The sequence below is a fragment of the Pseudomonas sp. PA27(2017) genome, from assembly GCF_001945445.1.
Taxonomy (GTDB): domain Bacteria; phylum Pseudomonadota; class Gammaproteobacteria; order Pseudomonadales; family Pseudomonadaceae; genus Aquipseudomonas.
Window position 1 is genome coordinate 71,551 of record NZ_MSXW01000015.1, and the last position, 24,940, is coordinate 96,490.

A 24,940-nucleotide genomic window follows, 5' to 3' on the forward strand; every position below is an offset into this window, starting at 1 on the left:
GCCGGGCAGATTATCAGGCAACCGCAGGCATTAGACGTTCCAACATTACAAATCGGCTTTGGCTACGATGATTTAGATGTCAGGATCGTACAACGTCGTGACCCTCGGCATGTAATACGTGCTCGCGTACCGAGGCATACAGAAGAAGAGAATGAACGATGACAGCCTATGCGACTGCAACGATCGACAGCGGATTCACCGAACACCTGATGCAGCTGCGCGCGGCCGTCGATGATCGACTCGACGAGTTGCTGCCGCCTGCCAGCAACGAGCGCGACCTGGTCGCGGCGGCGATCCGCGATGGCGCCCTGGCGCCGGGCAAGCGCATGCGCCCGCTGCTGTTGCTGCTCGCAGCCAATGGCCTGGGTGCCAACCAGCGCCAGGCGCTGGATCTGGCCTGCGCCATCGAGATGGTGCATGCCGCCTCGCTGATTCTCGACGACATGCCCTGCATGGATAACGCTCAGCTGCGCCGCGGCCGGCCCACCGTGCACCTGACGTTCGGTGAGGACATCGCCATCCTCGCCGCCGTGGCGCTGCTGTCACGGGCCTTTGGCGTAGTGGCGTCGATCGACGGGCTGCGCCCGCTGGTGCGCACCCAGCTGGTGGAAATCCTCGCCAATACCATCGGCTCCCAAGGGTTGGTGCAGGGGCAGTTGCAGGACCTGCGCGACGGCAAGCACGCGCGCAGCGAAGAGGAAATCGCCGCCACCAACAACCTCAAGACCGGGGTGCTGTTCAGCGCGATCATGGATATGGCGTATCTGATCAGCGAGGCGCCCAAGCCCATGCGGGTAGTGCTGCAGCGCTTCGCCATCGAGTTGGGGCACGCCGTGCAGCTCTACGATGACCTGCAGGACATCAACCCCAACAGCGACAAGGATCAGGGCAAGGACGACGGTAAATCGACGCTCCTGGCCCTGCACGGTGAGCAGAAGGTGCGTGAGCGCCTCGACGGCCACCTGGCGCGGGCGCACATCTGCCTGGATGAAGCCTATCGCGGCGACGTCTACATCGGCCGCTTTCTCGGCATGCTGTTCGGCTGATTACTGGGGCAGCGCCTCGAGTGCTGCCTGCAGGGCCGCGGCATCGCTGAAACGCTGTTCGCGCACCACGGCGCCATCTTCCACTTCCAGCCACTGCACGGTATCGCGATCACCGTCGTAGCGGCTGGCGACCCGGCCGGTCTGGTCGAGCATGATGCGGTACTTGGCCGAACGCATGGCCGGCACCGCGACCATCTTGGCCAGTGACGGCATCTTCTCGATATCGGCCACGTAGACCACGTGGCGAGCGTCCAGAAAACCCTCAGGTTTCTCTTCCAGCGCGCCGTTCACCAGGCGTGCGGTGGACATGCTGCGCGCCACCAGCACCACACGGGCGTTGTCGTCCAGGGTGTAGGCCTTCTCGAATTGATCCAGCAGCGTCCAGCGTGTCGGCGCAGGCGCATCGGTCGCCCAGGTAGAAGAACAGACAACACTGAACAACAGGACGCAAAGTCGTTTCATGGCAAGCCGCTCGGTGAAAAAAGTCGCAGCACAATAGAGCGCTGCAGCCAACCTTGCCAAATATTTTGCGTGCGATTCGGGGGCAGGGCGCTCGTCACGGGCAATCCCTACCGGCAACGCGCAGCAAATCCGCATGCGAGGCTACCTTTCAGGACAATTGTTAATTAGAATCGATCTCGTTATTGATCTTTCGTAACAGGTGTTTGCATGGGTGGTTTGGCTGTATCGAGTGAACGCGCGTTCAACGATCTGTACCGGGAGCATCGCAGCTGGCTGGAGCAGTGGCTCAGCCGGCGCATGGGCAATGGCTGGGACGCCGCCGATCTCAGTCAGGATGCCTTCATGCGCGTGCTGGCCGGCTCCCAGGCGATCAGCGAGCTGCAGGAGCCGCGCGCCTACCTGAAAACCATCGGTAAACGCCTGCTGATCAACCTCTATAAACGGCGCAGCCTGGAACAGGCGTATATCGATGCGCTGGCGCAATTGCCCGAAGCTTGCGCACCGTCGCCGGAAGAGCGCTGGCTGGTGCTGGAGACCTTGCAGGCGCTGGATGAGCTGCTCGATGGCTTGCCCCACGTGGTACGCCGGGCCTTTCTGCTCAGCCAGCTCGAAGGGCTGGGTTATCGGGATATTGCCGAGCGCCTCGACGTTTCCGAGCGCAGCGTCAAGCGCTATATGGTGCAGGCCTACGAGCACTGTCTGCTGGTCGAGCTGTGCTGAAACGGGAGGTCAGTGACGACACCCGCCGCGTCGCCCGCTCGGCGGCGCGCTGGCTGGCGCTGATCGAGTCAGGCGAGGCCAGCGAGCGGGATCATCTGGCGCTGCAACGCTGGCGCGACGTGCACGCCAGTCACGAGCACGCCTGGCAGAAGATCCAGGCCCTGCGCTCGCGTTTCGGCGGGCTGCCGCCCGAGCTGGCGATGGCCAGCCTGGATCGTCCCGACCAGGGCCGGCGGCGCATGCTCAAGGGCATGCTCGGCTTCGCCACCCTGGCGCCCGCCGCCTGGCTGGTCAGCCGTGAACTGCCCATCGACGCCTGGCGCGCCGACCTTGCCACCGGAGTGGGCGAGCAGCGCCGGCTGACCCTGGCCGATGGCAGCGTGCTGGATATCAATACCGATTCTGCGCTGAACCTGGATGCCGGTGGGCGCCGGCTGACCTTGCTGCGTGGCGAGGTATCGCTGCGAGTAGCGGGGAGCGCGCCGTTCATCATCGACACCGCCCAGGGCCGGGCGACGCTCGGCGCTGGCGAGATCTGCGTGCATCAGCACGGCGACGCTTGCCAGTTCTCACTGTTCAGTGGAGCAGGGCAGTTGCAGCCGGATGCCTACGACACCCTGGCACTGCAGGCGGGGCAGCGGCTGACCCTGCGCGGCGGCCGCGTTGCATCCACCCAGGCGTTCGACGTGCGCCAGCTGGGTTGGCGCGACGGCGTGCTGATGGCCAACGATCAACCTTTGGGCGACTTCCTGCGCGAACTCGATCGCTATCGCCCAGGTGTGCTGCGCTGGTCGCCAGCCCTGGAAGGGTTGCGAGTGACCGGCAGTTTCCGCCTTACCGACACCGATCAGATCCTCGATCTGCTGGCCGCCAGCCTGCCGCTGGACGTGCATAAACGCACCCGTTACTGGGTCACTTTGGTGCCGCGCGAAAAAATTGCCTGAAGGCTGTCCCTTTTTTCTCACTCGCCGGTCATGGGAAGTAGTGAATTAAAAAGAGAGCGTCTGCCATGCCATCACTGACACGTCATCGGCCTCGTCTGGTGTCTTCGATTTCCTACTCCACCGTGTGCCTGAGCCTGATGCTCGGGCTGGGCAGCATCGCGCCACTGGCCGCCCAGGCTCAAACTGCCGAGCGCACCTACAGCGTACCGAGCAGCACTTTGGGTGAAGCGCTGAGTCGATTCGCCAGCCAGGCAGGGGTGAGCCTGTCGGTAGATCCGGCGCTGGTCAGCGGCCGCAGCAGCCCGGGGCTTTCCGGTACCTACAGCGTCGATGAAGGCTTCGCGCGCCTGCTGCAGGGCAGCGGCCTGCGTCTGCAGCCGGTCAGCGACTCGGCCTATACCATCGCCCCGGCAGCCGACAGTGCCGACACCATGGAAATCGCTCCCACCGCCATCACCGGTGTGACCATTCCCTCGGAAAGCCTGGAAGGCGAGCGCTACGCCGGCGGCCAGGTCGCCCGTCGCAGCTCCCAGGGGCTGCTGGGCTCGCGGGATTTCATGGAATCGCCGCTGAGCATGACCACCTACACCAGCGAGGCGGTGAAGAACACTCAGTCGCGCACCCTGGCCGACCTGACTGCCAGCGACCCGGCGGTGCGCTCCACCAACCCGGCGGGCGGTCGCTTCGAGCAGTTCACCATCCGCGGCTTCAGCCTGTTCAACAGCGACGTATCCTACGGCGGGCTGTACGGCATCATGCCGACGTACTCCATCGACATGGAAATGGCCGACCGCGTCGACATCCTCCGCGGCCCGACCCAGTTGGTCAACGGCATTTCCCCGCGCGGTAGCGTCGGCGGCGGCATCAACGTGGTGCCCAAGCGCGCCACCGACAAACCGATCACCGAGTTCACCGGCACCTACGCCTCGGACAGCCAGGTGGGTGGTGCCGTCGACGTAGGTCGTCGCTTCGGGGAGGACAACCGCTTCGGCATCCGCTTCAACGGCGTCAAGCAGTCCGGCGATACCGAGTGGGATCACCAGAAGGTCAACCGCGAGATGGCCGTGGTCGGCCTCGACTTCCGCGACGAGCGTCTGCGCCTGTCGATGGATGTGGGGCATACCGAGCGCGATACCGATGCGCCGCAGGAGCGGGTGCTGGTCAATGCCGCTGCACCAGTGCCAAAAGCCAGTGATGTGCGCCATAACTACGCCCAGGCGTGGAGTAAGGCCGAGACCAGCGATACTTTTGGTGCCCTGCGTGGTGAGTACGATATCGATGACTCGTTGATGGTTTACGGCGCCGTAGGTGCGCGCAAGAGCAATCACGATTTTCTGCGTCACAACGTGTCGATCACCAATGCTGCTGGTGATTTCAGTATCCAGCCCCGTGATTTCACCCGCGATGAAGACGTCCGCACCGTCAACGCTGGTGTGCGCAAGTGGTTCCAGACCGGCCCGGTGAGCCACGAGCTCAACCTGGCTGCCGATTATTTCTCGATGGACTTCGAGAACGGCGGTGGTCGTTACGCCAACCGCCCGGGCAATCTTTACAACCCGGTCACTACGCCAGAGCCGACCGTACGGACCCGGGATGACGCGAAGATCTATACCGAAAACCGCTTCAGCGGCGTCGCCTTGTCCGACACCATGGGCTTTTTCGAAGACCGGATGCTGCTGACCCTCGGTGCGCGCTGGCAGCGAGTGAAGGTCGACGACTGGGAGAACGGCACCAAAGGCGAGACTTCCTATGACGAAGAGAAACTCTCGCCGTCGGTTGGCGTGCTGTTCAAGGCCACCGATCAGCTGTCGCTGTATGCCAACTATATGGAAGGCTTGAGCCAGGGCAAGATCGCGCCGTCGACTTCCATCAACGAAGACGACATATTCCCTCCATTCATCAGTCGCCAGCTTGAGGCCGGTGCCAAATACGACATGGGTAAGTTCGCCATTACCGCTGCCGTATTTCGCATCAAACAGCCTGCCTATGAGACAGGTGATGCGCCCGCTCCAGGTGTCAGGGGTACCTTCGGCCCTAGTGGCAAGCGGGTGAACGACGGTATCGAATTGAACGTGTTCGGCGAGCCTATCGACGGCTTCCGTCTGCTCGGCGGTGTGATGTACATCGATAGCAACCTCGAAGACACCAACAACGGCGGCGCTACAGACGGCAATCGCGCTCCGGCGACGCCCAAGTACAACGCCAACCTCGGCGCCGAATGGGACGTGCCGACGGTCAAGGGGCTGACCCTGACCGCGCGTAGCATGTACAGCAGCTCCCAGTACCTGGATCAGGCCAACACCAAGGAAATCGATTCCTGGACGCGCTATGACCTGGGGGCTCGCTATGCCTTCAAGGTCAACGAGACCGACGTCACCTTGCGCGGCACCGTCGAAAACGTCGCCAACTCCCGGGACTGGATTTCGGCTGGCGCCTCGGATGACAGCGAGCCTGGCCTGACGCTTTCGGCGCCGCGCACCTTCGTACTGTCGGCCACCCTCGGCTTCTGATTTTTCCGTTGCACCTCCACGGCGAACGCCTGTTAACGGGCGTTCGCTGCACACAATAAAACCAACCATTCAGGGATGAAGCGGGAAGCCTCGCAGAAGGCGGCCCCGCATTCGGCGTGACCTGCCGTTACTGATATGCCGTTACTGATGAGTGCAGTGCTGACGACTTTCAACGGCTCCATCCGGAGCCTCGAACAGATAGAGGCGAGCACCATATGTTGAGTGAACGTACCCTGCCGCTGGAGCGACTCGATCGCGAGGCGGTACATAGCAACAACGCGGATTACCTGGAACGCCAGGACCGCTTCGAATCCAATGTGCGCAGCTACCCGCGCAAGCTGCCCCTGGCCATCGCCAAGGCGCAGGGCGTGTGGGTGACCGATGTCGAGGGGCGCCGCTACCTCGATTGCCTGGCCGGGGCCGGAACCCTGGCGCTGGGCCACAACCATCCGGCGATCGTCGACAGTTTGTCGAGCTTCCTGGCCTCCGGGCTGCCGATGCATACCCTGGACCTGACCACGCCATTGAAGGATGCCTTCAGCGAAACCCTGCTGGGCGTGCTGCCGGCCAAAGGCTATTGCCTGCAGTTCTGCGGGCCGTCCGGCGCCGATGCGGTGGAGGCCGCGCTCAAGTTGGCCAAGACGGTGACCCGGCGCAGCAACGTGATCGCCTTTTCCGGCGGCTACCACGGCATGACCCATGGCGCCCTGGCAGTGACCGGTAATACCGGTCCGAAGGATGCCGTGGCCTCGCTGATGCCCGGCGTGCAATTCATGCCGTACCCTCATGAGTACCGTTGCCCGCTGGGCATCGGTGGCGAGGCGGGCGTGCAGGCGCTGGCCCATTACTTCAGCCAGTTCATCGAGGACGTCGAAAGCGGCGTCAGCCTGCCGGCGGCGGTGATCGTCGAGGCAGTGCAGGGCGAGGGCGGTGCCAACCCGGCGCCCGATGCCTGGCTGCGCACCTTGCGCGAGGTGACCCAACGCCACGGCATCCTCTTGATCGTCGATGAAGTGCAGGCCGGTTTCGGCCGCACCGGGCGGATGTTCGCCTTCGAACACGCCGGTATCGAGCCCGACATCATCGTCATGTCCAAGGCGGTCGGTGGTGGCCTGCCACTGGCGGTGCTGGCCATCAAGCGCGAGTTCGACGCCTGGCAGCCAGGCGCGCACACCGGCACCTTCCGCGGCAACCAGATGGCCATGGCCAGTGGCATGACCACCCTGCAGATCATCCAGCGCGACCAATTGGCCGAGCAGGCCCATGTACGCGGTGACTGGTTGAAGGCACGCCTGAACGGTTTGCGCGAGCGTTATCCGGCGATAGGCCAAGTGCGTGGCCGCGGGCTGATGCTGGGCCTGGAAATCGTCGACGAGCGCCAGAACCCTGACGCCCAGGGCGCCCATCCCATGGACGCCGCGCTGTCGGCGGCCATTCAGAGCGAGTGCTTCAAACAGGGCCTGCTGCTCGAGCGCGGCGGGCGACATGGCAGCGTGATTCGCCTGCTGCCGCCGTTGATCATCGACGAGGCGCAGTGCGCCGAGGTGGTTGCTCGTTTCGAGCGCGCCCTGGGTGCAGCCCTGGGAGGTGCCCGTGGCTGAGCAATCTGTACGCGCTACGCGTGCCTACCCGGCCGCCTTCGAGGAACCTGCCAGCGTTACCCGTATCGATTCGGTGCGCGGCAGCATGGCCCGGGTGATCAGTGAAATGGCCGCTACCCATGCCTTGCTCAATTGCCTGATCAAGGAATTCGCGCTGCCGGAAAACCGCGCTCGCTATGCCTGGCCATCCCATGTGCGCGGCATCGCGCCGGCCAACTACCTGCGCGCGATGCAGGGCAAGGGCCTGCCGCTGCTGATCGACCTGCCGGATAACTGCCAGTTTCTGGTGCTGGTGGATCGTCGCGACCCGCTCGGCAGCCAGCGTTACCTCAGCGATCTTTATAAGCGCGAGGGGGATGGCGACTGGCATTGCCCGCCCTTCGCCGAGTTCGCCGCGCACCTGCTCGAGGCCTGCCAGCAACTGACCGGCTCGCGCAATGACGAGTTGCTCGAACAGGTGATGCAGAGCCAGGGCGTAACAGCCGCCATCGTCGATCACGCCCTGCAGAGCGAGGGCAACGACCCGCTGCGTGACTACCTGGCCAGCGAGCAGGGCCTCTGGTTTGGCCACCCCAACCACCCGGCGCCCAAGGCCCGATTGTGGCCCGAGCACCTGGGACAGCAGACCTACGCGCCGGAGTTCGGCGCACGGGTACCGCTGCATGTGCTCGAGGTCCCGCGTGACGGCTTGCAGCTGCACGGCAATGGCCTGAGCGACGGGCAGGTGCTGGCTGGTTTCGCCGACCAGCGCCTGGCCCGCAGCGGGCGTGCGGTGATCGGCTTGCACCCGGTACAGGCCGAGCTGTTCCTGGCCGATCCGCGGGTCAAGGCGCTGGTCGCCAGCGGCGAGATCGTCGACCTCGGCCAGAAAGGCCCGCTAGCCAGCCCGACCGCGTCGATGCGCACCTGGTACGGCGAAGGCCGCGGTTACTTCCTCAAGGGTTCGCTGAATGTGCGCATCACCAATTGCGTGCGCAAGAACGCCTGGTATGAGCTGGACAGCGCGCTGTTCATCGACCGCCTGTTCAGCCGCCTGCAACGTGAGCATCAGGCGACCATCGGTGGCGCCACCCTGGTCAGTGAACCGGGAGCGTTGAGCTGGGCGCCGACAGGCAGCAGCGCCGAGGACGCGCACTGGTTCCGCGAGCAGACCGGTGCGATCCTGCGCGAGAACTTCTGCCGCCACGCCGCGCCGCAATCCTGTCTGATGGCCGGCACGCTGTTCGCCCGCAACCTGCAGCTACGCCCGCTGATCCAGGGCTTTGTGCAACAACCGGGTGCACGCAAACCGAGCGACGACTATCTGTTGGACTGGTTCGAGGCCTACCAGGCGCTGTTACTGCGCCCGGTGCTGGCGCTGTTCTTCAACCACGGCGTGGTGCTCGAGCCGCACCTGCAAAACGCCGTGCTGGTGCACGACAACGGCTGGCCGGCGCAATTGCTGCTGCGCGACTTCGAAGGGGTGAAGCTTACCGACGACCTCGGTGTGAATCACCTGGAAGCAGACATCGCCGAGCGCGTTCGCCAGTCGCTGACCTACACCCGCGAGCAGGGCTGGAAGCGCATCAGCTACTGCCTGTTCGTCAATAACCTGTCCGAGGCCATCCTGGCGCTGAGCTGGGAGCGGCCGCACCTGGCCGTCGCCATGTGGCAGCGGGTCGAACGGCAGTTGCAGGCGCTGCGCAGTGAACTGGTGCGCCCGGCGCCCGAGTTGGATGCCTTGCTGGCCGGCGAGCCGATCGCCTGCAAGACCAATCTCAAGGTACGTCTGTCGGCTCAGGCCGATCGGCACGCCGGTTACGTCAGGTTGGCGTGCCCGTGGGCGGAGGAGGTGAGCCATGGATAAGCTGCCTGCCAGCGTACTGGCTGCCATCGAACAGGCCCGCAGCCGCGCGGCCGATCCCCTGGCGGTGTTCGTCTACGACCTCGACGCCCTGGCGCAGCACGTGCGCGAGGTGATAGCCGCGCTGCCGGCCGGTGTCGAGCTGTTCTACGCGATCAAGGCCAACAGCGAAGCGCCTATCCTGCGCACTTTGGCGCCGTTGGTAGACGGCTTCGAGATTTCCTCCGGTGGCGAGATCGAACGGCTGCAGGCGGCGTGCAGCGACCGGCCCTTCGTGTTTTCCGGGCCGGGCAAGCTGGACTCCGACTTCCGCGCCGCGCTGAGCCAGGGCGTGGCGGCCATTCACGTCGAGAGCCTGGGCGAAATCGAGCGTCTGCAACGCATCGCCGTCGAGCTGGGGCGGGTGCAGGCGGTGTTCATCCGCATCAACCCGGAGTTGCCGGCCACGCTATCCAGCCGCCTGGCCATGGCCGGCACAGCGACGCCGTTCGGTCTGGACGAAGCCGAGGTGCCAGAGGCGGTCAAGCGGGTGGAGGCCAGCAGCCACCTGCGCCTGCAGGGTTTCCATGTACATGCGATGTCCCACCAGCAGCAAGTCGAGCGCCATGAACAGCTGCTCGACCTTTACCTGGAACGCTGGGCGCAGTGGAAGGCCCTGGCCAATCGGCCCGAGACCGTGACCCACTTGAACGTCGGCGGCGGCATTGGCGTCGATTACCTGAGCGGCGAGCGTTTCGACTGGCCACGCCTGTGTCGTCACCTGGAGAACCGGCTCGGGGCGTTGGCGGATGCGCCGGTGGTGCGTTTCGAGCCAGGGCGCTTCATCAGTGCGTACTGCGGCTATTACGCCATCGAGGTGCTGGACAGCAAATCCAGCCACGGCCAGCACTTTCTGGTCTGCCGCGGCGGTACCCACCAGTTCCGCCTGCCGGTCGCCCAGGGCCACGATCACCCGGTGATCCATCTGCCGGCGGCAGGGCGCAAACCGAGCGGCGTGTCGCGGCCCTTCAGTGTGGTCGGCCAGCTGTGCACCCCCAAGGACGTGCTCAGCCGTGGTCGCCAACTGGTCGATCCGGCCGTTGGCGACCTGCTGGTGCTGCCCATGGCCGGCGCTTACGGCTACAACATCTCCCACGCCGACTTCCTCTGTCATCCGCGCCCGGAGCAGGTGTTCCTCGACCGAGGTGATGGCTGATGCTGGCGTCACGTCGCCTGGTGGTCGTGGCGGTGATTCTCGGCACCACCACCGTGAGCCTCAACAACACCTCGTTGAACCCGGCATTGCCGGCCTTCATCGAGGCGTTCGCGCTGGGCCCGGTGATGGCCACGTGGATCGTCGCGGCGTTCATGGTGAGCATGGGCATGACCATGCCGCTGACCAGTTACCTGGCCCAGCGTGCAGGCCGCAAGCCACTGTATCTCGCTGGCCTGGGGCTGTTCATCGGTGGCTCGTTGCTGGGCGCCATGGCCGGCTCCATCGCCTGGGTGATCACTGCCCGGGTGGTGCAGGGCGTCGCCAGCGGGCTGATGATTCCCCTGTCGCTGGCGATCATCTTTTCGGTTTACCCGAAAGGTGAGCGCGGTGCGGTGACCGGCTTGTGGGGCGCTGCCGTGATGCTCGCCCCGGCGGTCGGGCCGTTGTGCGGTAGCCTGGTGCTGCAGTGGTACGACTGGCGCGCGCTGTTCCTGGTCAACGTGCCCATCGGGCTGTTGGCCCTGGGCCTGGGCGTCAACGTGCTGCCGAAAAGCGAGGCGGGCGCCGCCAAGGCATTCGACCTGAGCGGCTACCTGCTGGTCGCGATCGGTATCGGCGTGCTGATGATCACCGTGGGGCGGTTGCACGACCTGCAAGCGCTGCAGGATCCGTTCAACCTGCTCGGCCTGCTGCTGGCTGCGTTCTGCCTGGTGGCGTTCGTGCGGCACCAGTTGCGCCACCCGACGCCCTTGCTGGAGCTGCGCATCTTCGCCTTGAAAGGCTACCGCTCCAGCGTGGTGATCGCCGTGGTGCAGTCCATCGGCATGTTCGAGTGCCTGGTGCTGGTGCCGCTGCTGGTGCAGATGGTGATGGGTCACAGCGCCATCTGGACCGGTATCGCGCTGCTCTGTACCGCCTTGTCGGCCAGCCTGTTCGGCCACTTTGGCGGGCAGTTGCTGGATCGTCACGGGCCGCGCGGCATCGTCTCTACCGGTTTGCTGTTGACCGGCCTGGCGACCTTCGCCCTGGGCACCATCGACCACGATGTCGGCATGCTCGCCATCTGCCTGCTGATGGTGGTGCGCGGCGCCGGCCTGGGGCTGTCCTACATGCCGGTGACCACCGCCGGGCTGGACGTGCTGCCCGAGGCGCTGATCACCCAGGGCGCGGCGATGAACAACATCTCCCGACGCCTGCTGTCGTCCCTGGCCATCGTGCTGGCGTCGCTGTGGCTGCAGGTTCGCCTTGGGAATGACTGGGGCACGGCCCACGCCGGTACTGCAGGTGCCGTCGGCGAAGTGTTTATCGCCACCGCCGTGCTGATTCTCCTCGCCCTGCCGTTCGCCTGGCGTTTTCCCCTTTCCAATGACGGCGCCGAGCCCGGCTCGGCCCTGTCCGAACACCGTTCATGAGGTGTCTATCAATGTCTTCGTTTTCTCCCCTTCGTGCGCCCGAACTGATCGCCCATGCCCATGCGTGGCTGACCCCGGCCAACCCGCAGCGCTACCGCCAGGTGTCACAACGGGTGGTCGGGCAACTGCTGCAAACCCTGCTTTACGAGGATGTGCTGAGCTATCGCCAGGAGCCCCTGGGCGACGGTCGCCAACGCTTTATCGTCGCCGGCACTGACGAGCAGGGCGCAGCGGTCGAGTACCGCTGCGATGGCCTGCTCAGCGACAGCTTCGCCATCATCCGCCTCGACTCGGCCACCCTGCAGCGTATCGACGCCCAGGGCCAGGCCACTCAGCCGGATCTGCACCAGGCCATCGCCGAACTGCTCGGCGAGCTGGCCGATGGCCCGCACATGCCGCGCTTCATCCAGGAACTGGAGCAGACGCTGCTCAAGGACCTGCAGTCGCGCAGCCAGGACTACAGCCCCGCTGCGGCGCCACACACCCTGGATGCCGACAGCCTGGAGCGGCACTTCATGGATGCCCACAGCTACCACCCGTGCTACAAGTCGCGCATCGGCTTTTCCCTGGACGACAACCGTCGTTATGGCCCGGAATTCGGCCAGCCGCTGGCGGTGGTCTGGCTGGGCATCGCCCGCGGGCTGGGCTCGGTGAACCAGTCGCAAGGCATCGACCTGCAGCGCTTTCTCGAAGATGAATTCGGCGCCGGCCGTTGGGCCGAGATCGAGCGGGCACTGGCCGAGCAGGGTCGCACGCTGGCCGACTACTGGCCGATTCCCGTGCACCCCTGGCAGTGGGAGCAGGTCATCGTGCCGAACTTCCAGGCCGAGCTGGCCGGCGGCGAGCTGCTGTACCTGGGCAAGTCCGGCCCGGATTACCGCCCCCAGCAGTCGATCCGTACCCTGGCCAACGTCGAGCAGCCCACAAGGCCCTACGTGAAGCTCGCCCTGAGCATGACCAACACCTCGAGCACGCGCATCCTGGCGCGGCACACGGTGCTCAACGGGCCGATCATCAACGACTGGCTGCAACGGCTGATCGCCAGCGACGCCACCGCTCAGAAGCTCGGTTTCGTGGTTCTCGGTGAAGTCGCCGGGGTCAGCTTCGACTACGCCCAGTTACCCGCCATCCGCCAGAGCCAGACCTACGGCACCCTGGGCGCGATCTGGCGGGAAAACCTCAACCGCTACCTGACGCCGGGCGAGCAGGGCGTGCCATTTAACGGCCTGAGCCATGTCGAGAACCGTTACGCTGACGGCGAACAGCGGCCCTTCATTGACGCCTGGATCGCCCAATACGGCCTGCATGCCTGGGTGCAGCAACTGCTGCGCGTCAGCGTGGCGCCCATCGTGCACATGCTGTATGCCGAGGGCATCGGCATGGAATCCCACGGGCAGAACATCGTGCTGATCCACCGCGACGGCTGGCCCGAGCGTATCGCCCTGAAGGACTTCCACGACGGCGTGCGGTACTCGCCGGCGCACCTGGCTCGCCCGGAATTGGCGCCCGAGTTGGTGCCGCTGCCGGCGAGCCACGCCAAGTTGAACCGCAACTCGTTCATCCTCACCGATGACCTGAACGCGGTGCGCGACTTCTCCTGTGACGCGTTCTTCTTCATCTGCCTGGCCGAGATGGCGATCTTCCTGCGTCAGCACTATGGCCTGGACGAGGGCGAGTTCTGGCACATGACCGCAGACGTGGTGCTCGACTATCAGCGCCAGCACCCGCAGCACGCAGCGCGCTTTGAAGCCTTCGACGTGTTCGCCGCCAAATACGAGGTGGAGGAACTGACCAAGCGCCGGCTGCTGGGTGACGGCGAGCGGCGCTTCAAGCACGTACCCAATCCCATGCACCGCCACGGACCGCGCCCATGCTGAGAACCAACCGACTCAAGCAGCAATTGGCTGCCGGCGAGGCGGTGCGCGGGTTGATCGCCTCGATTCCGTCGGCGGCGTCCATCGAGCTGATTGCCGAAGCCGGCTACGACTTCGTGATCATCGACATGGAGCACGTGCTGATCAACCCGGAAACCGTCGAGCACATGATCCGTACTGCCGAGAGCTATGCGCTGACGCCCCTGGTGCGGGTGCCGGACTTCGCGCCCAAGCGCATGCTGCGCCTGCTCGATGGTGGCGCCCAGGGCATCGTCCTGCCCCAGGTCGAAAGCCCCGAGGAGCTGAGTGCGGCGATCCGCGCTTGCAAGTATCACCCGCTGGGTGAGCGCAGCCTGAATGCCGGTCGCCCCGGCGCCTTCGGCAAGGCCAGCCTGGCCGAGTACGTCACCCAGGCCAACGCGCAGATCATGGTCGTGGCCATGGTCGAAAGCGTCGCGGGCGTGCGCCGCGCCGCGGAGCTGGCCGCCGTGCCGGGGCTGGACATGATCCTCGAAGGCGCTGCCGACCTGTCCCAGTCGTTCGGCACGCCGTGGCGGATCGACCAGCCGACGGTGCAGCAAGCGCTGCTCGACACCTGGCGCGCCGCCCAGGCAGCCGGCATCCCGTACTGCGCCATTCCACGCCAGCCCGACGACCACCTGCGGTGGCTCGAACGCGGCGTCAACACTTTCGTGCTGGGTGACGAACGCGGCATCGCGTTTCGCGCCCTCCAGGCCAAGTTGGCCACCACCTCGACGCGAGGAAGCTGATTCCATGACTCACACCAACCACTCGATTGCCGCTGACCTGGTGATGCAGGACCTGGTCGATTGCCTGCTGGCCGAAGATTTCTTCGGCGCCCTCGACAGCCATTTGGTCGAGCCCGCCACCTGGCGCGGCGCACACCCGGATTCGCCGCTCGCCGATCTGCAGGTGCCGCACAGGATCTGGCACTGGCTCTACGACGCCGCCGAACAGCGCGGCCTGGCGGTCGCCCTGCGCGCCGGCATCACCCAGGCCTGGGAAAAGGTGCCCGGCACGCCGGTGCTGGACGTGCAGGGGCAGAGCACCCGGCCACTCACCCCGGATGCCTTCATGGCCCTGGCCCTGAAAGGCGTGAAAGTCGATGCGGTCGACAACGACAAGGGCATCGAGCTGTTCATGGACGTGCTGCGCACCAGCGTCGGGCAGACCGCGCTGTCCCTCGACCATCAGGTGCCGACCGAAGGCCTGCTGGAAAAGGACGGCGCCGCGTTCTTCCTGGCCATGGAACAGTGGGGCTCGCTGCGCGACCGGCCGTTCCATCCCCTGGCCAAGGCCAAGCAGGGCCTGGATGACGAGCAGTACCGCCAGTACCAGGCCGAGTTCGACCAGCCCCTGGCCCTCAACTGGGTCGCGGTGGCCAAAAGCTGCCTGACCTTCGGTGCCGGTATCGAGGCGCTGGCGCGCTGCCAGCCGGCCCAGTTCATTCTCGAGCCTGAGCAGCACGCGAAGCTCGATGCCGAGATGCGCACCCTGGGCATTGCCGATAGCCACGTCGCCCTGCCTGTGCACCCCTGGCAACTGGAGCAGGTGTTACCTGCGCAGCTCGGTGCGGCTTTCGAGCGTGGTGAGTGCCTGCGCCTGAGCTTCCAGGAAGGCCGCTTCAATCCCACCTCGTCGCTGCGTTCGCTGGCCTGCGCCGCGGCGCCGGCCGATCACATAAAGCTGCCGATGGCGGTGTATTCCCTCGGCGCCTCCCGCTACCTGCCGGCGGTGAAGATGATCAACGGCGGGCTGAGCGAGGCGCTGTTGCGCCAGGGCCGCGAGCGCGACGAGGTGCTGCGCGAGGCGCTGCACATCTGCGACGAGAGCAAATGGTGGGGCTACATGCCCGACGGCGGTACCTTGTTCGACGAAGCGCCGCGCCACCTCTCGGCCATGGTCCGTGGCTACCCGCCAGCGCTGCTCGCAGACCCCGCCAAGCGCCTGCTGCCCATGGCCGCGCTGGGGACGCCATTGCCCGACAGCGATCGGCATTTCTTCGACGACTGCATTCGCCAGCGCGGTCTGCCTGCCGGGCCGGCGTCGGTGCTGCAACTGTTCGGCGAGCTGTGCACCTTGTTCTTCGACGTCAACCTGCGCATGTTCCGCCTCGGCATGCTCGGCGAAGTGCACGGCCAGAACGCCGTGCTGGTGTACGACGCCGGCAAGGTCAGCGGTCTGTTGCTGCGTGATCACGACTCGCTGCGCCTGTACGTGCCCTGGCTGGAGCGCAACGGCATGCTCGACCCGCAGTACCGAATCAAGAAAGGTCATGCCCAGACGCTGTACCATGAGCGCCCCGAAGACTTGCTGTTCTGGCTGCAGACCCTGGGCATCCAGGTGAACCTGCGCGGTATCATCGATACCCTGGAGCGCGTTTACGACGTACCGGCCGTGCAGGCCTGGCGGGTGCTGCGTGATGCCTTGAGCGAGGGGATCGCCGCTGTGCCGTTCGACGACGACGCGCGCGCCGTGCTGCGTGGCCAGTTGTTCGAGTCCGACACCTGGCCGCAGAAACTCCTGCTGCGCCCGATGATCGAACGGGCCGGTGGGCCGGGCAGCATGCCGTTCGGCAAGGGGCTAGTCGTCAATCCATTACAAAGGATCGAGTTTGCAACCTAGTGGATCGTTGTCCAGGCGCACGTTGATGCGCCTTTCCCTGGGCGTCATCGCTGCTGGTGCAATGCCCCTGGCCAAGGCCGGGCCTGCACCGCAGCGCGTCATCACCTTGTTTCAAGGCGCCACCGACACTGCGGTGGCGCTTGGCATTCGGCCGGCCGGCGTGGTCGATTCGTGGAGCGAGAAGCCCATGTATCGCTACCTGCGCCTGGCGCTGACAGGTGTGCCCCATGTCGGCCTGGAAACCCAGCCGAGCCTGGAGGACATCGCCTTGCTCACCCCTGACCTGATCGTCGCCTCGCGCTTTCGCCACGAGCGGATCGAGGGGCTGCTCGAACAGCTGTGCCCGGTGGTGATGCTCGACGAGGTATTCGAATTCCGCCACACCCTGCGCGTGATGGGCGCCGCCACGGCGCGCAACGTCGAAGCGCAGGCTTTGCAGACACGCTGGGATGCACGCATCAGCGCGATGCGCATACGCCTGGCCACCAAGTTCGGCGCGCGCTGGCCGCTCAGCGTATCGGTGCTGGACGTCCGTGAAGACCACGTGCGCAGCTACCTGCCCGACAGCTTCGCCGGCAGCGTGCTGGCCGAACTGGGCTTCGTGTGGAACCGCCAGAGCCGCGATGCCACCGGTGTTTCCATCAAGCTGCGCAGCCGCGAAAGCCTGCCAGTGGCCGACGCCGACGTGTTCTTCGTCTTCGGCCGTGCCGACAGCCCGGCGGTGCAGCGCCATTACCAGGCGATTACCCATCACCCGCTATGGCAGCGCATGAGCGCGCCCAAAGCCGGGCAGGTGTGGTGGGTGGACGGCGTGGCCTGGATATTTTCCGGCGGCATTCTCGGCGCCAATCGCGTTCTCGACGATATCGAACGCACCCTGCTGCAGGACGCTGCGGCATGACGGCGTGGAGCAAACTGATCATCGTTTCGCTCGTGCTGCTGGCTTGCTGCGTGCTGAGCTTGTCCACCGGCCCCAGCTGGATCGCCCCGCACACGGTGTTCAACGCCTTGCTGCATGCCGATCCGCTGAACGTCGATCACCTGTTGGTCAATACCACCCGGCTGTCGCGTACCCTGATGGCAGTGGTGGTCGGCGCCAGCCTGGCGGTGGCCGGGGCGCTGATGCAGGCCATGACCCGCAACCCGCTGGCCTCGCCAGGGTTGTTCGGCATCAATGCCGGGGCGACCTTCGCGCTGATCGTCAGCCTGTCGCTGTTCTCTCTGAATGCGCCTGAGCAATGGCTGTGGAGCGCCTTCTGCGGCGCCGCCGTGGCCGGTGCGCTGGTCTGGACGGTGGGCAACAGCGGGCAGGGCGCGCTCAACCCGTTGCGCATGGTGCTTGCCGGGGCGGCGATCACAGCGCTGTTCACGGCGTTCAGCCAGGCGCTGCTGGTGATCGACCAGCAAGGTCTGGATACCGTACTGTTCTGGCTGGCCGGTTCGCTCAGCGAGCGCAGCCTGGCCACCGCCGTGCCGCTGTTGATCTGCGCGCTGGTGGCGCTGCTGGTGGCCTGCCTGCTCGGCGCCCAGGTCAACGTGCTCAATGCCGGCGTGCAGATCGCCATCGGCCTGGGGCAGCGCACCGGCCTGATCCGCCTGCAACTCGGCGTGCTGGTGGTAATGCTGGCTGGCAGCGCAGTGGCCCTGGCGGGCAGCATCGGTTTCATCGGTCTGATCGTGCCGCACATGGTGCGCCGCCTGGTCGGCATCGACCACCGGGTGATGTTGCCTGGCTGCGCGCTGCTCGGCGCCACGCTGTTGCTGGTCGCCGACATGCTCGCCCGGGTGGTGATCCTGCCTCAGGAAGTGCCGGTCGGGGTGATGACTGCGCTGTTCGGCGCGCCGTTTTTCATTGCGCTGGCACGGCGTGGAGGTCGCAATGCCTAACAGGCCGTCGAAAAACTACCTGCGTTGCCAGCGCGGCGTTAAAAACAGGCTCAAAATGCTCATGTACCGCTTGTACACTCCGCTTTCTCGCCTGTTTTTGCGGGGCCGCCCTCGGTATTGCGCTGGCTGCCTCGCCAACGTTTTCCAACGGCCTGTCAAGCCTCGCATCCTGCGCTGGCACGGTTTCTCTCGGCGTATCGAAGGCACCGGCGCGCTGCGCCTGCTGCTGGCCGTGCTGTTCAGCCTTTTCGTGCTGGTTCTCGGCCTGTGTCTGGGCAAGGTCATGCTCTCGCCGCAGCGAGTCGCTGCCGTGCTGATGGGCGAGGGCGGGGCCGGGCTGAGCTTTATCGTCGAGCAGCTGCGCCTGCCGCGCCTGCTGCTTGGCGCGTTGATCGGTGGCGCCCTGGCAGTTTCCGGGTTGATCCTGCAGGCCATCGTGCGCAATCCCCTGGCCTCACCGGATCTGCTCGGCCTGTCGAGCGGCGCCAGTGCGGCGGCGGTGCTGTACCTGTCGGCCTTCGCGGCGACCTGGGGCATGGGCGGCTTGCCGCTGGCGGCGATGCTCGGTGCCGGCAGTGCCGCGCTGGCGGTCTACGGCCTGGCCTGGAAGCAGGGCACGTCACCGCTGCGGCTGGTGCTGATCGGCGTCGGTGTGTCGGCCATGCTGGCTGCGGCCACCACCTTCATGCTGGTGTTCAGCCCGCTGAGCACCACCTTGTCGGCCTATGTATGGCTGACCGGCAGCGTGTACGGCGCGGGCTGGCGAGAGGTCAAGGCGCTGGCGGGCGTGCTGCTGTGCCTGCTGCCGGTCCTGGCGCTGCTATCGCGCCACGTGGTGGTTCAGCAACTGGACGAGGGCCTGGCCCGCGGCATCGGCGTGCGCGTGCAGTGGCTGCGCGCAGCGCTGCTCGCGGTCAGCGTGGCCCTGGCCGGCTCGGCCATCGCCTGGGGCGGCGCCATGGCCTTCGTCGGCTTGATCGCCCCGCATATCGCTCGCCAGCTGATCCCCAACGGTTTCGCCGCCCAGGCCTGCATGGCAGCGCTGGTCGGTGCCAACCTGGTAATGCTCGCCGACCTCGCCGGGCGCACCCTGTTCCTGCCGCTGGATCTGCCCGCCGGCATCTTCGTCGCCGTGTTCGGCACCCCGTATTTTCTGTACCTACTGATCAAGCAGCGGCAGTGAGGACCCTGACATGACCGCCATCGCCAGCCGTAACCTGACTCTTGCCTACCAGCGCCAGCCGATCATCGACAACCTCGACCTGGCGTTGCCGCGCGGCCAGGTGACGGTGCTGATCGGCAGCAACGGCTGTGGCAAGAGCACGCTGCTGAAATCCTTCGCGCGGTTGCTCAAGCCGCAGGCCGGCACGGTGATCCTCAACGGTGCCGACATCCAGCGCAAACCGACCGCCGCCGTGGCGCGGGAGCTGGCGATCCTGCCGCAGATGCCGGTGGCGCCCGAGGGCATCAGCGTGCGCCAACTGGTCGCCCTGGGGCGCTACCCGTACCAGAGCTGGATGCAGCAGTGGTCGGCCGAGGACGAGGCCGTGGTGGCTCGCGCACTGACCCGTACCGGCCTCGATGAGCTGGCCGAGCGGCCGGTCGATGCGCTGTCCGGCGGTCAGCGGCAGCGCGCCTGGATCGCCATGACCCTGGCCCAGGAAACCGAGTTGGTGCTGCTCGACGAGCCGACCACCTTTCTCGACCTGGCCCACCAGATCGAGGTGCTGGATCTGCTGCGCGAGCTCAATCGCCAGGAGGGCAAGACCATCGTCATGGTGCTGCATGACCTCAACCTGGCCTGTCGCTACGCCGACCACATGGTCGCCGTGCACCAACGCACCGCCTACGCCCAGGGCAAGCCGGCGGACATCCTCAGCGAAGAGCTGGTCAAGACGGTGTTCGACCTGGATTGCCGGATCATCCCCGACCCGTTCTTCCACACGCCGCTGTGCATTCCCTTCGGTCGGGACATTCCACGATGAGCTTCAGCGATGCCCAATGGGCCAGCCTGTGTGGTGCGCTGCGCCTGCGCCGTGAAAGCGAGCGAGACCTTGCGCGCTGCCTGCCGGCCAGGGAGTTGCTGGACGAAGCCACCTGCACGGCGCTGCTGGACAAACTCGGCCCGGTGATTCTCTCGCCGTCGCGGCGCATCACCGCCTCGCTGCTGGGCAAGCGTCAGTCCTTCCTGCTCACTGGCGCCTGCCTGTACGCCATGTCCGCTTACGACAAGGGGCTGGAGTTGTCGCTGGACAACACCTTCATCGAGTACGGCCACGACGATGGCCTGTGGACCTCGTCGCTGCCGCTGCGCAGCCTGGCCGTCTCGCGGCCCGAACCCGGCGCGCGCGAAGCCTGGCGCGAGGCGGTGACCGGCCAGCTGTTCGCCGGCTTGCTGCAGCCGTTGTGGGAGAGCTTCTACCGGTTCACCGGCGTGTCGCGGCGCATCCTCTGGGAGAACACCGCGGTACGCGTCTACTCGCTGTACGAGCGACGCCTGGCCAAGCTCGAATGCGCCGCGACGCGACAGCGCTGCGCCGAAGACTTTCGTTGGCTGACCGAGCAGGCGCCCGGCAGCCTGTTCGGCCTCGACTACAACCCGCTGCAGCATTTCAACCGACCGCTGACCCTGCTCGATGACGGCGCGCGCGCCGTACGGTTCCGCCGCACCTGCTGCTTCTACTACCAGGCCAGCGACCCGGTGGAATATTGCTCCACCTGCCCACTGATCCGACCCAAGGCCCCGCGATGACTACCGAATCCGATCCCGCTGCATTGATCGACGCCTATCGCGGCATCGCCGCGTCGACCATCGGCCATGTGCTGCAGGAAGGACACATCCACGGCTTGCCGCCGTTGGTGGCCGATGTGCACATCGTCGGCCGCGTTACCACTGCGCAGATCCACGCACCGGACGGCGGCGTGCTGCGCGATGCGCTGATCGCCAGCCAACCGGGCGACGTGCTGGTGGTCGCCAACAGCGGCGAGGCGAACTGCGCCTGCTGGGGCGAGTTGCGCACCCTCGCGGCGTGCATCAAGGGCCTGGCGGGGGTGGTGATCGACGGCCCGGTGACCGACGTGCGCGTGCTGCGAACGCTCGGCCTGCCGATCTTCTGCGGCGGTGTCAGCGCCTATACCACGCGCCCGCTTGGCGAGCAGGGCGCGGTGAACGTTCCGGTAACGATACACGGCGTGCGGGTGCAGCCCGGTGATCTGCTGATCGGCGATGACGACGGGATTTACGTGCTGTCGCCTCAGCAGGCCGGCGAGTTGCTGGAGCGCCTGCAGAGCAAAGAGGCCGCCGATGCGGCTCGGCGCGCGGAGTTGCAGGCGCGGTTGGAACAATCGGTGGGCTAGCACGCCCCCGCGGCTCAACACCTGTTGGAGCGGCTTCAGCCGCGAGCTCCTGACGCCCGATAGCCCATCCGCGCGATGTGCCGAAGAATATTTCGCGGCCATGAACTTGGTATCTCCGGCCGCCTTAAACGACTGAATCACTCAACCAAGCGCTTCAGCCTTCCGGCTCGCCAGGACGTAGGACGGACAACGCTCTTTTCGTCTGCAACGGCGATATCGGGTTCGTGCCCCTGGCTGACCATCCAGCGCAGCAGGCTGACCAGCGACACCTTGTGATCACGTCTGGCGCCCCAGATGGACTGGTCTTCGCCATACAGCTCGGTGTAGCGGCTGAGCACCAGGTGGCGGCCATCGGCATCCAGGCGTAACTCGAGCTCGCGGTAATGCAACGTGGCCCTATCCGGTGCCCTGATTCGCCGGTGCAGCACCAGCACGCCTTCAGCGCTCATCGCTCGCTCCGCAGAGATCCGGCTGCTCGCCGAGCTTGCCCTCGGCAACGAAGTGCGCGCGCCGCTCGGCCACGGCGTCGCGCAGGGCCAGGTAGTAATCAGGCTGCGTTCTGAAATCGTCGGTCAGCGGCAATGCCTCGGCGCGGCCATCGACGATGTCGCCGACGGTGTTCACCGTGCTCAGTGTCTTCAGGGCGTCGCTGTTGTTGCCGAACGGCGAGACCGCGAAGCCCAACACCTTGCCGGTGGCGTCACGCAGGTTGCCGGTGCCCAGCAGCGGTAGTTCGACGATCGGGCCGTTGGCGATGTTCCATACACCAAAGGTCTGGCCGAAGTCCGCTTCGTGGCGTTCGATGCCCATGCGCCCAGATACGTCGATCAGGCCGAGGATGCCGACCGTGGTATTGACCGCGAAACGGCCTACCGTGGTGACAGAGCGCGCTCCGTTGCCTTGCAGCAGGTCGTTGATCAATACCTTGGGCTCGCCGAAGTTGGCCACGAAATTGTGTACGCCCCCCTGCACGAACCCGGGCAGGTGCCGATAGCCGCGGGCCACTGGGGCCAGCAGGTAATCGTCGATGCTGCGGTTGAACGCGAAGATGCCGCGGTTGACCGACTCGGCCGGGTCATGGGGGGCGGCCAGCGTGCCCTGGCACAGTTGGGTGGCGGAGGGTACGGGCGAGCTGGCACAGCCTGTGGCCAGGCTCATGGCGGCTGCCAGCGACAGCGTACGGGCGAAGGGACGAGCGAGAGCGTTGGTCGGCATGGGCGATCCTCGATGAAAACTGCGCCGATGCTGCCTGGCAGTTTTTGCCCGAGCGTGTCCGCTATGTTGCGAAAACGCCGCTTTGTTGCCGAACTGAAATATATGACGCGCTCGCGCCAATGGTTTTAGATAGCCGCTCCAGAACTGCCCGCAGCGAGCCCCGCGTGAATCACCTATTGCTGGTGGACGATGACCTCGAAGTCCTCGCCCTCCTGAAGAAATTCCTCGAGCAGCACGGCTATTGCGTCGACGTGGCCAGCGACGGCACGGGCCTCTGGCAGGCAATGGCGCGCCAGCAGCCCGACCTGGTGATCCTCGACGTCATGCTGCCAGGGGAGAGCGGCCTGGTGCTCTGCCAACGTCTGCGCAGCGAACACTCGGTGGCGGTGATCATGCTCACAGCCATGGGTGAACTCAGCGACCGCGTGGTAGGCCTGGAGCTTGGCGCCGACGATTACCTCACCAAGCCTTTCGATGCCCGCGAGCTACTCGCCCGGGTGCGCGCCGTGTTGCGCCGCACCGGTGAAATCAGCCGGGACAAGCCGCGCCCGACCCTGGAGTTCGCCGGCTGGCTGCTGGACGTCACACGCCGTGAACTGCGTTCGCCGGACAAGGTGATGATTCCGCTGTCCGGCGGTGAATTCGACTTGCTGCTGGTGTTCGCCGAGCACCCACGCCGGGTGCTGAGCCGCCAGCAGCTACTGGACATGACCCGCGGCGACGCCTTCGAAGCCTTCGACCGCAGCATCGATGTGCAGGTCAGCCGCTTGCGTCGCAAGCTGGAGGGCGATGTCAGCGGCACGCCGATGATTCGCACGGTACGCAACAGCGGCTACCTGTTCACCCCCAGCGTGCTGGTGAAGCGATGAAATGGCTGCCCAGGGTCAGTCGCTCCAGCGATACGGTGGCGCGGTGGATCGCGCTGACCACGCTGACCGCGATGCTCACGGCTTTGCTGCTGACCTGGGCACTCAGCCAATTGGCCGGCGTGTGGGCGCGCCCGCCGTTGTTACAGACCGGCCTGTTGGAAAGCCTCGCCAGCATCAGCCGCATCATCGATGCGGCACCACCCGAGCAGCGCCCGGCCATCGCCAGGTCCGCCAGTGACGCGCTCTATACCACCACCTGGCTGCGTCGTTTCGAGGAGGCCGGGTTGCCAGAGCCGGATGACGAAGCGGACTTTCGCTCCGGCGAAGACTTTCTGCGTAGCCAGTTGCGCAACCCCAGCGCCAGGATCATCGGCTACGAACCCGCCGACTGGCCAGCCGATGATCCCGGTGCGGAATACGCCTTGGCGGTCGAGCTGCGCGACGGCTCCTGGGTGAAATTCTCTGCATTCACCCGCAGCTGGGGCCTCGATGAGCTGCCACGCAATCTGATCGTCATCGCCCTGGTGCTGCTCTCGACCATCATCGTGGCACTGATCGCCACCCGCCACCTGGCCGCGCCTCTGGAACGCTTCGCCCGCGGTGCCCGGCGTTTCGGCAGTGATTTCCGTGCCCCGCCCATTGCCGTCGAAGGGCCGCGAGAAATCCGCCAGGCCATCGTCGCCTTCAACGCCATGCAGGCCCAGTTGCAGCACTTCATCCATGACCGCACGCAGATGCTGGCGGCAATTTCCCATGACCTGCGCACGCCGCTGACGCGCATGCGCCTGCGCGGTGAATTCATCGACGACCCTGAGCAGCAGGCCAAGCTGTTTCGCGATGTGGACGAGATGCAGGCGATGATCAATAGCGCTCTGGAGTTCTTTCGCGACGACGCCCGCCTGGAGCCAGCGACCGCCTTCGACCTCGCCGGGTTGCTGCACACGTTGGTCGATGACTACCGGGACGTCGGTATCGACGTGCAGCTGCGCGCGCAGGGGCGGGTGGTGTACGTCGGTCGGCCAATCGGCATCAAGCGCATGCTCGGCAACCTGCTCGACAATGCCATCAAGTACGGCCACGAGCCGGCAGTGATGCTCGAGCAAGGCGCCCGCGCTGTACGCATTCGCGTGCTCGATCGCGGGCCGGGTATCGCCCCGGCGTTTCAGGATGAAGTCTTCAAACCGTTCTTCCGCATCGAGGGCTCGCGCAACAAGCACACCGGTGGTGTCGGCTTGGGGCTTTCTGCCGCGCGGGCCATCGTGCTGGAGCACGGCGGCAGTCTGACGCTGCGCAATCGCCCCAGCGGCGGGCTGGAAGTGCGGGTCGAGCTGCCGTTCGCCTGAGCACTGTTACCGGATG

Annotated in this window: 22 protein-coding genes; 19 read left to right on the plus strand and 3 right to left on the minus strand. The window is 65.7% G+C overall.

What is annotated here, in order from left to right:
• Nucleotides 1–158: 158 nt before the first annotated feature.
• Nucleotides 159–1,046 carry a polyprenyl synthetase family protein gene (locus tag BVH06_RS07680; RefSeq protein ID WP_075930205.1) on the plus strand — a complete coding sequence of 296 codons (888 nt, stop codon included), beginning with the start codon at nucleotides 159–161 and terminating at the stop codon, nucleotides 1,044–1,046.
• On the opposite strand, the gene BVH06_RS07685 is transcribed toward BVH06_RS07680, so the two are convergent.
• Nucleotides 1,047–1,508 carry a hypothetical protein gene (locus BVH06_RS07685; protein ID WP_075930206.1) on the minus strand — a complete coding sequence of 154 codons (462 nt, stop codon included), beginning with the start codon at nucleotides 1,506–1,508 and terminating at the stop codon, nucleotides 1,047–1,049.
• Between the two features lie 207 nt (nucleotides 1,509–1,715).
• Between BVH06_RS07685 and BVH06_RS07690 the strand changes: the two genes are divergently transcribed.
• The 16 genes from BVH06_RS07690 to BVH06_RS07765 all read left to right on the plus strand — a co-directional run bounded on the left by BVH06_RS07690 (nucleotide 1,716) and on the right by BVH06_RS07765 (nucleotide 21,497).
• Nucleotides 1,716–2,228, plus strand: coding sequence for a sigma-70 family RNA polymerase sigma factor (locus tag BVH06_RS07690; RefSeq protein ID WP_075930207.1), 513 nt, complete (start codon nucleotides 1,716–1,718; stop codon nucleotides 2,226–2,228).
• Nucleotides 2,222–3,172 carry a FecR domain-containing protein gene (locus tag BVH06_RS07695; RefSeq protein ID WP_083651930.1) on the plus strand — a complete coding sequence of 317 codons (951 nt, stop codon included), beginning with the start codon at nucleotides 2,222–2,224 and terminating at the stop codon, nucleotides 3,170–3,172. The genes BVH06_RS07690 and BVH06_RS07695 overlap by 7 nt, the downstream gene beginning before the upstream one ends.
• A gap of 65 nt (nucleotides 3,173–3,237) precedes the next feature.
• Nucleotides 3,238–5,682 (plus strand): TonB-dependent receptor, encoded by a 2,445-nt coding sequence (locus BVH06_RS07700; protein WP_075933682.1) that lies wholly within the window; start codon nucleotides 3,238–3,240, stop codon nucleotides 5,680–5,682.
• A 215-nt stretch (nucleotides 5,683–5,897) separates the two neighbouring features.
• On the plus strand, nucleotides 5,898–7,283 hold the full coding sequence (locus BVH06_RS07705; RefSeq protein ID WP_075933683.1) for a diaminobutyrate--2-oxoglutarate transaminase: 1,386 nt from the start codon (nucleotides 5,898–5,900) through the stop codon (nucleotides 7,281–7,283).
• Nucleotides 7,284–7,368: 85 nt separating this feature from the next.
• Nucleotides 7,369–9,129: an IucA/IucC family siderophore biosynthesis protein gene (locus BVH06_RS07710; protein WP_075933730.1), complete on the plus strand. Its 1,761-nt coding sequence runs from the start codon at nucleotides 7,369–7,371 to the stop codon at nucleotides 9,127–9,129.
• Nucleotides 9,122–10,321, plus strand: a complete 1,200-nt coding sequence (locus BVH06_RS07715) for a type III PLP-dependent enzyme (protein ID WP_075933684.1) — start codon at nucleotides 9,122–9,124, stop codon at nucleotides 10,319–10,321. The genes BVH06_RS07710 and BVH06_RS07715 overlap by 8 nt, the downstream gene beginning before the upstream one ends.
• Nucleotides 10,321–11,733, plus strand: a complete 1,413-nt coding sequence (locus BVH06_RS07720; protein ID WP_075933685.1) for a DHA2 family efflux MFS transporter permease subunit — start codon at nucleotides 10,321–10,323, stop codon at nucleotides 11,731–11,733. The genes BVH06_RS07715 and BVH06_RS07720 overlap by 1 nt, the downstream gene beginning before the upstream one ends.
• Nucleotides 11,734–11,744: 11 nt before the next feature.
• Nucleotides 11,745–13,610 (plus strand): IucA/IucC family siderophore biosynthesis protein, encoded by a 1,866-nt coding sequence (locus BVH06_RS07725; RefSeq protein ID WP_075933686.1) that lies wholly within the window; start codon nucleotides 11,745–11,747, stop codon nucleotides 13,608–13,610.
• Complete coding sequence (locus BVH06_RS07730; protein ID WP_075933687.1) at nucleotides 13,604–14,377, plus strand: HpcH/HpaI aldolase/citrate lyase family protein; 774 nt, start codon at nucleotides 13,604–13,606, stop codon at nucleotides 14,375–14,377. Before BVH06_RS07725 ends, BVH06_RS07730 begins: the two co-directional genes overlap by 7 nt.
• A 4-nt stretch (nucleotides 14,378–14,381) precedes the next feature.
• On the plus strand, nucleotides 14,382–16,253 hold the full coding sequence (locus tag BVH06_RS07735; RefSeq protein WP_075933688.1) for an IucA/IucC family siderophore biosynthesis protein: 1,872 nt from the start codon (nucleotides 14,382–14,384) through the stop codon (nucleotides 16,251–16,253).
• The gene (locus BVH06_RS07740; RefSeq protein ID WP_075933689.1) at nucleotides 16,243–17,154 is read left to right on the plus strand and encodes an ABC transporter substrate-binding protein; all 912 of its coding nucleotides are present in this window, start codon (nucleotides 16,243–16,245) and stop codon (nucleotides 17,152–17,154) included. Before BVH06_RS07735 ends, BVH06_RS07740 begins: the two co-directional genes overlap by 11 nt.
• The gene (locus BVH06_RS07745) at nucleotides 17,151–18,140 is read left to right on the plus strand and encodes an iron ABC transporter permease (RefSeq protein WP_075933690.1); all 990 of its coding nucleotides are present in this window, start codon (nucleotides 17,151–17,153) and stop codon (nucleotides 18,138–18,140) included. The genes BVH06_RS07740 and BVH06_RS07745 overlap by 4 nt, the downstream gene beginning before the upstream one ends.
• Nucleotides 18,141–18,201: 61 nt before the next feature.
• Entirely contained in the window at nucleotides 18,202–19,323 is a 1,122-nt protein-coding gene (locus BVH06_RS07750) for an iron chelate uptake ABC transporter family permease subunit (protein WP_256575147.1), read from the plus strand.
• Nucleotides 19,324–19,333: 10 nt separating this feature from the next.
• Entirely contained in the window at nucleotides 19,334–20,125 is a 792-nt protein-coding gene (locus BVH06_RS07755) for an ABC transporter ATP-binding protein (protein WP_013791471.1), read from the plus strand.
• Nucleotides 20,122–20,892, plus strand: a complete 771-nt coding sequence (locus BVH06_RS07760; protein WP_075933691.1) for an IucA/IucC family C-terminal-domain containing protein — start codon at nucleotides 20,122–20,124, stop codon at nucleotides 20,890–20,892. Before BVH06_RS07755 ends, BVH06_RS07760 begins: the two co-directional genes overlap by 4 nt.
• Entirely contained in the window at nucleotides 20,889–21,497 is a 609-nt protein-coding gene (locus BVH06_RS07765) for an RraA family protein (RefSeq protein WP_075933692.1), read from the plus strand. Before BVH06_RS07760 ends, BVH06_RS07765 begins: the two co-directional genes overlap by 4 nt.
• Before the next feature lie 137 nt (nucleotides 21,498–21,634).
• Here BVH06_RS07765 and BVH06_RS07770 read toward each other — a convergent pair whose 3' ends face one another.
• The gene (locus BVH06_RS07770) at nucleotides 21,635–21,946 is read right to left on the minus strand and encodes a hypothetical protein (RefSeq protein WP_075930220.1); all 312 of its coding nucleotides are present in this window, start codon (nucleotides 21,944–21,946) and stop codon (nucleotides 21,635–21,637) included.
• A complete protein-coding gene (locus BVH06_RS07775; protein ID WP_075933693.1) occupies nucleotides 21,936–22,712 on the minus strand; it encodes a VacJ family lipoprotein in 777 nt (258 codons plus the stop codon). The genes BVH06_RS07770 and BVH06_RS07775 overlap by 11 nt, the downstream gene beginning before the upstream one ends.
• A gap of 164 nt (nucleotides 22,713–22,876) precedes the next feature.
• Here BVH06_RS07775 and BVH06_RS07780 point away from each other — a divergent pair, with 164 nt between their 5' ends.
• Nucleotides 22,877–23,581, plus strand: coding sequence for a response regulator (locus BVH06_RS07780; RefSeq protein WP_075930222.1), 705 nt, complete (start codon nucleotides 22,877–22,879; stop codon nucleotides 23,579–23,581).
• Nucleotides 23,578–24,924, plus strand: a complete 1,347-nt coding sequence (locus BVH06_RS07785; protein ID WP_075933694.1) for an ATP-binding protein — start codon at nucleotides 23,578–23,580, stop codon at nucleotides 24,922–24,924. The genes BVH06_RS07780 and BVH06_RS07785 overlap by 4 nt, the downstream gene beginning before the upstream one ends.
• Nucleotides 24,925–24,940: the final 16 nt, after the last annotated feature.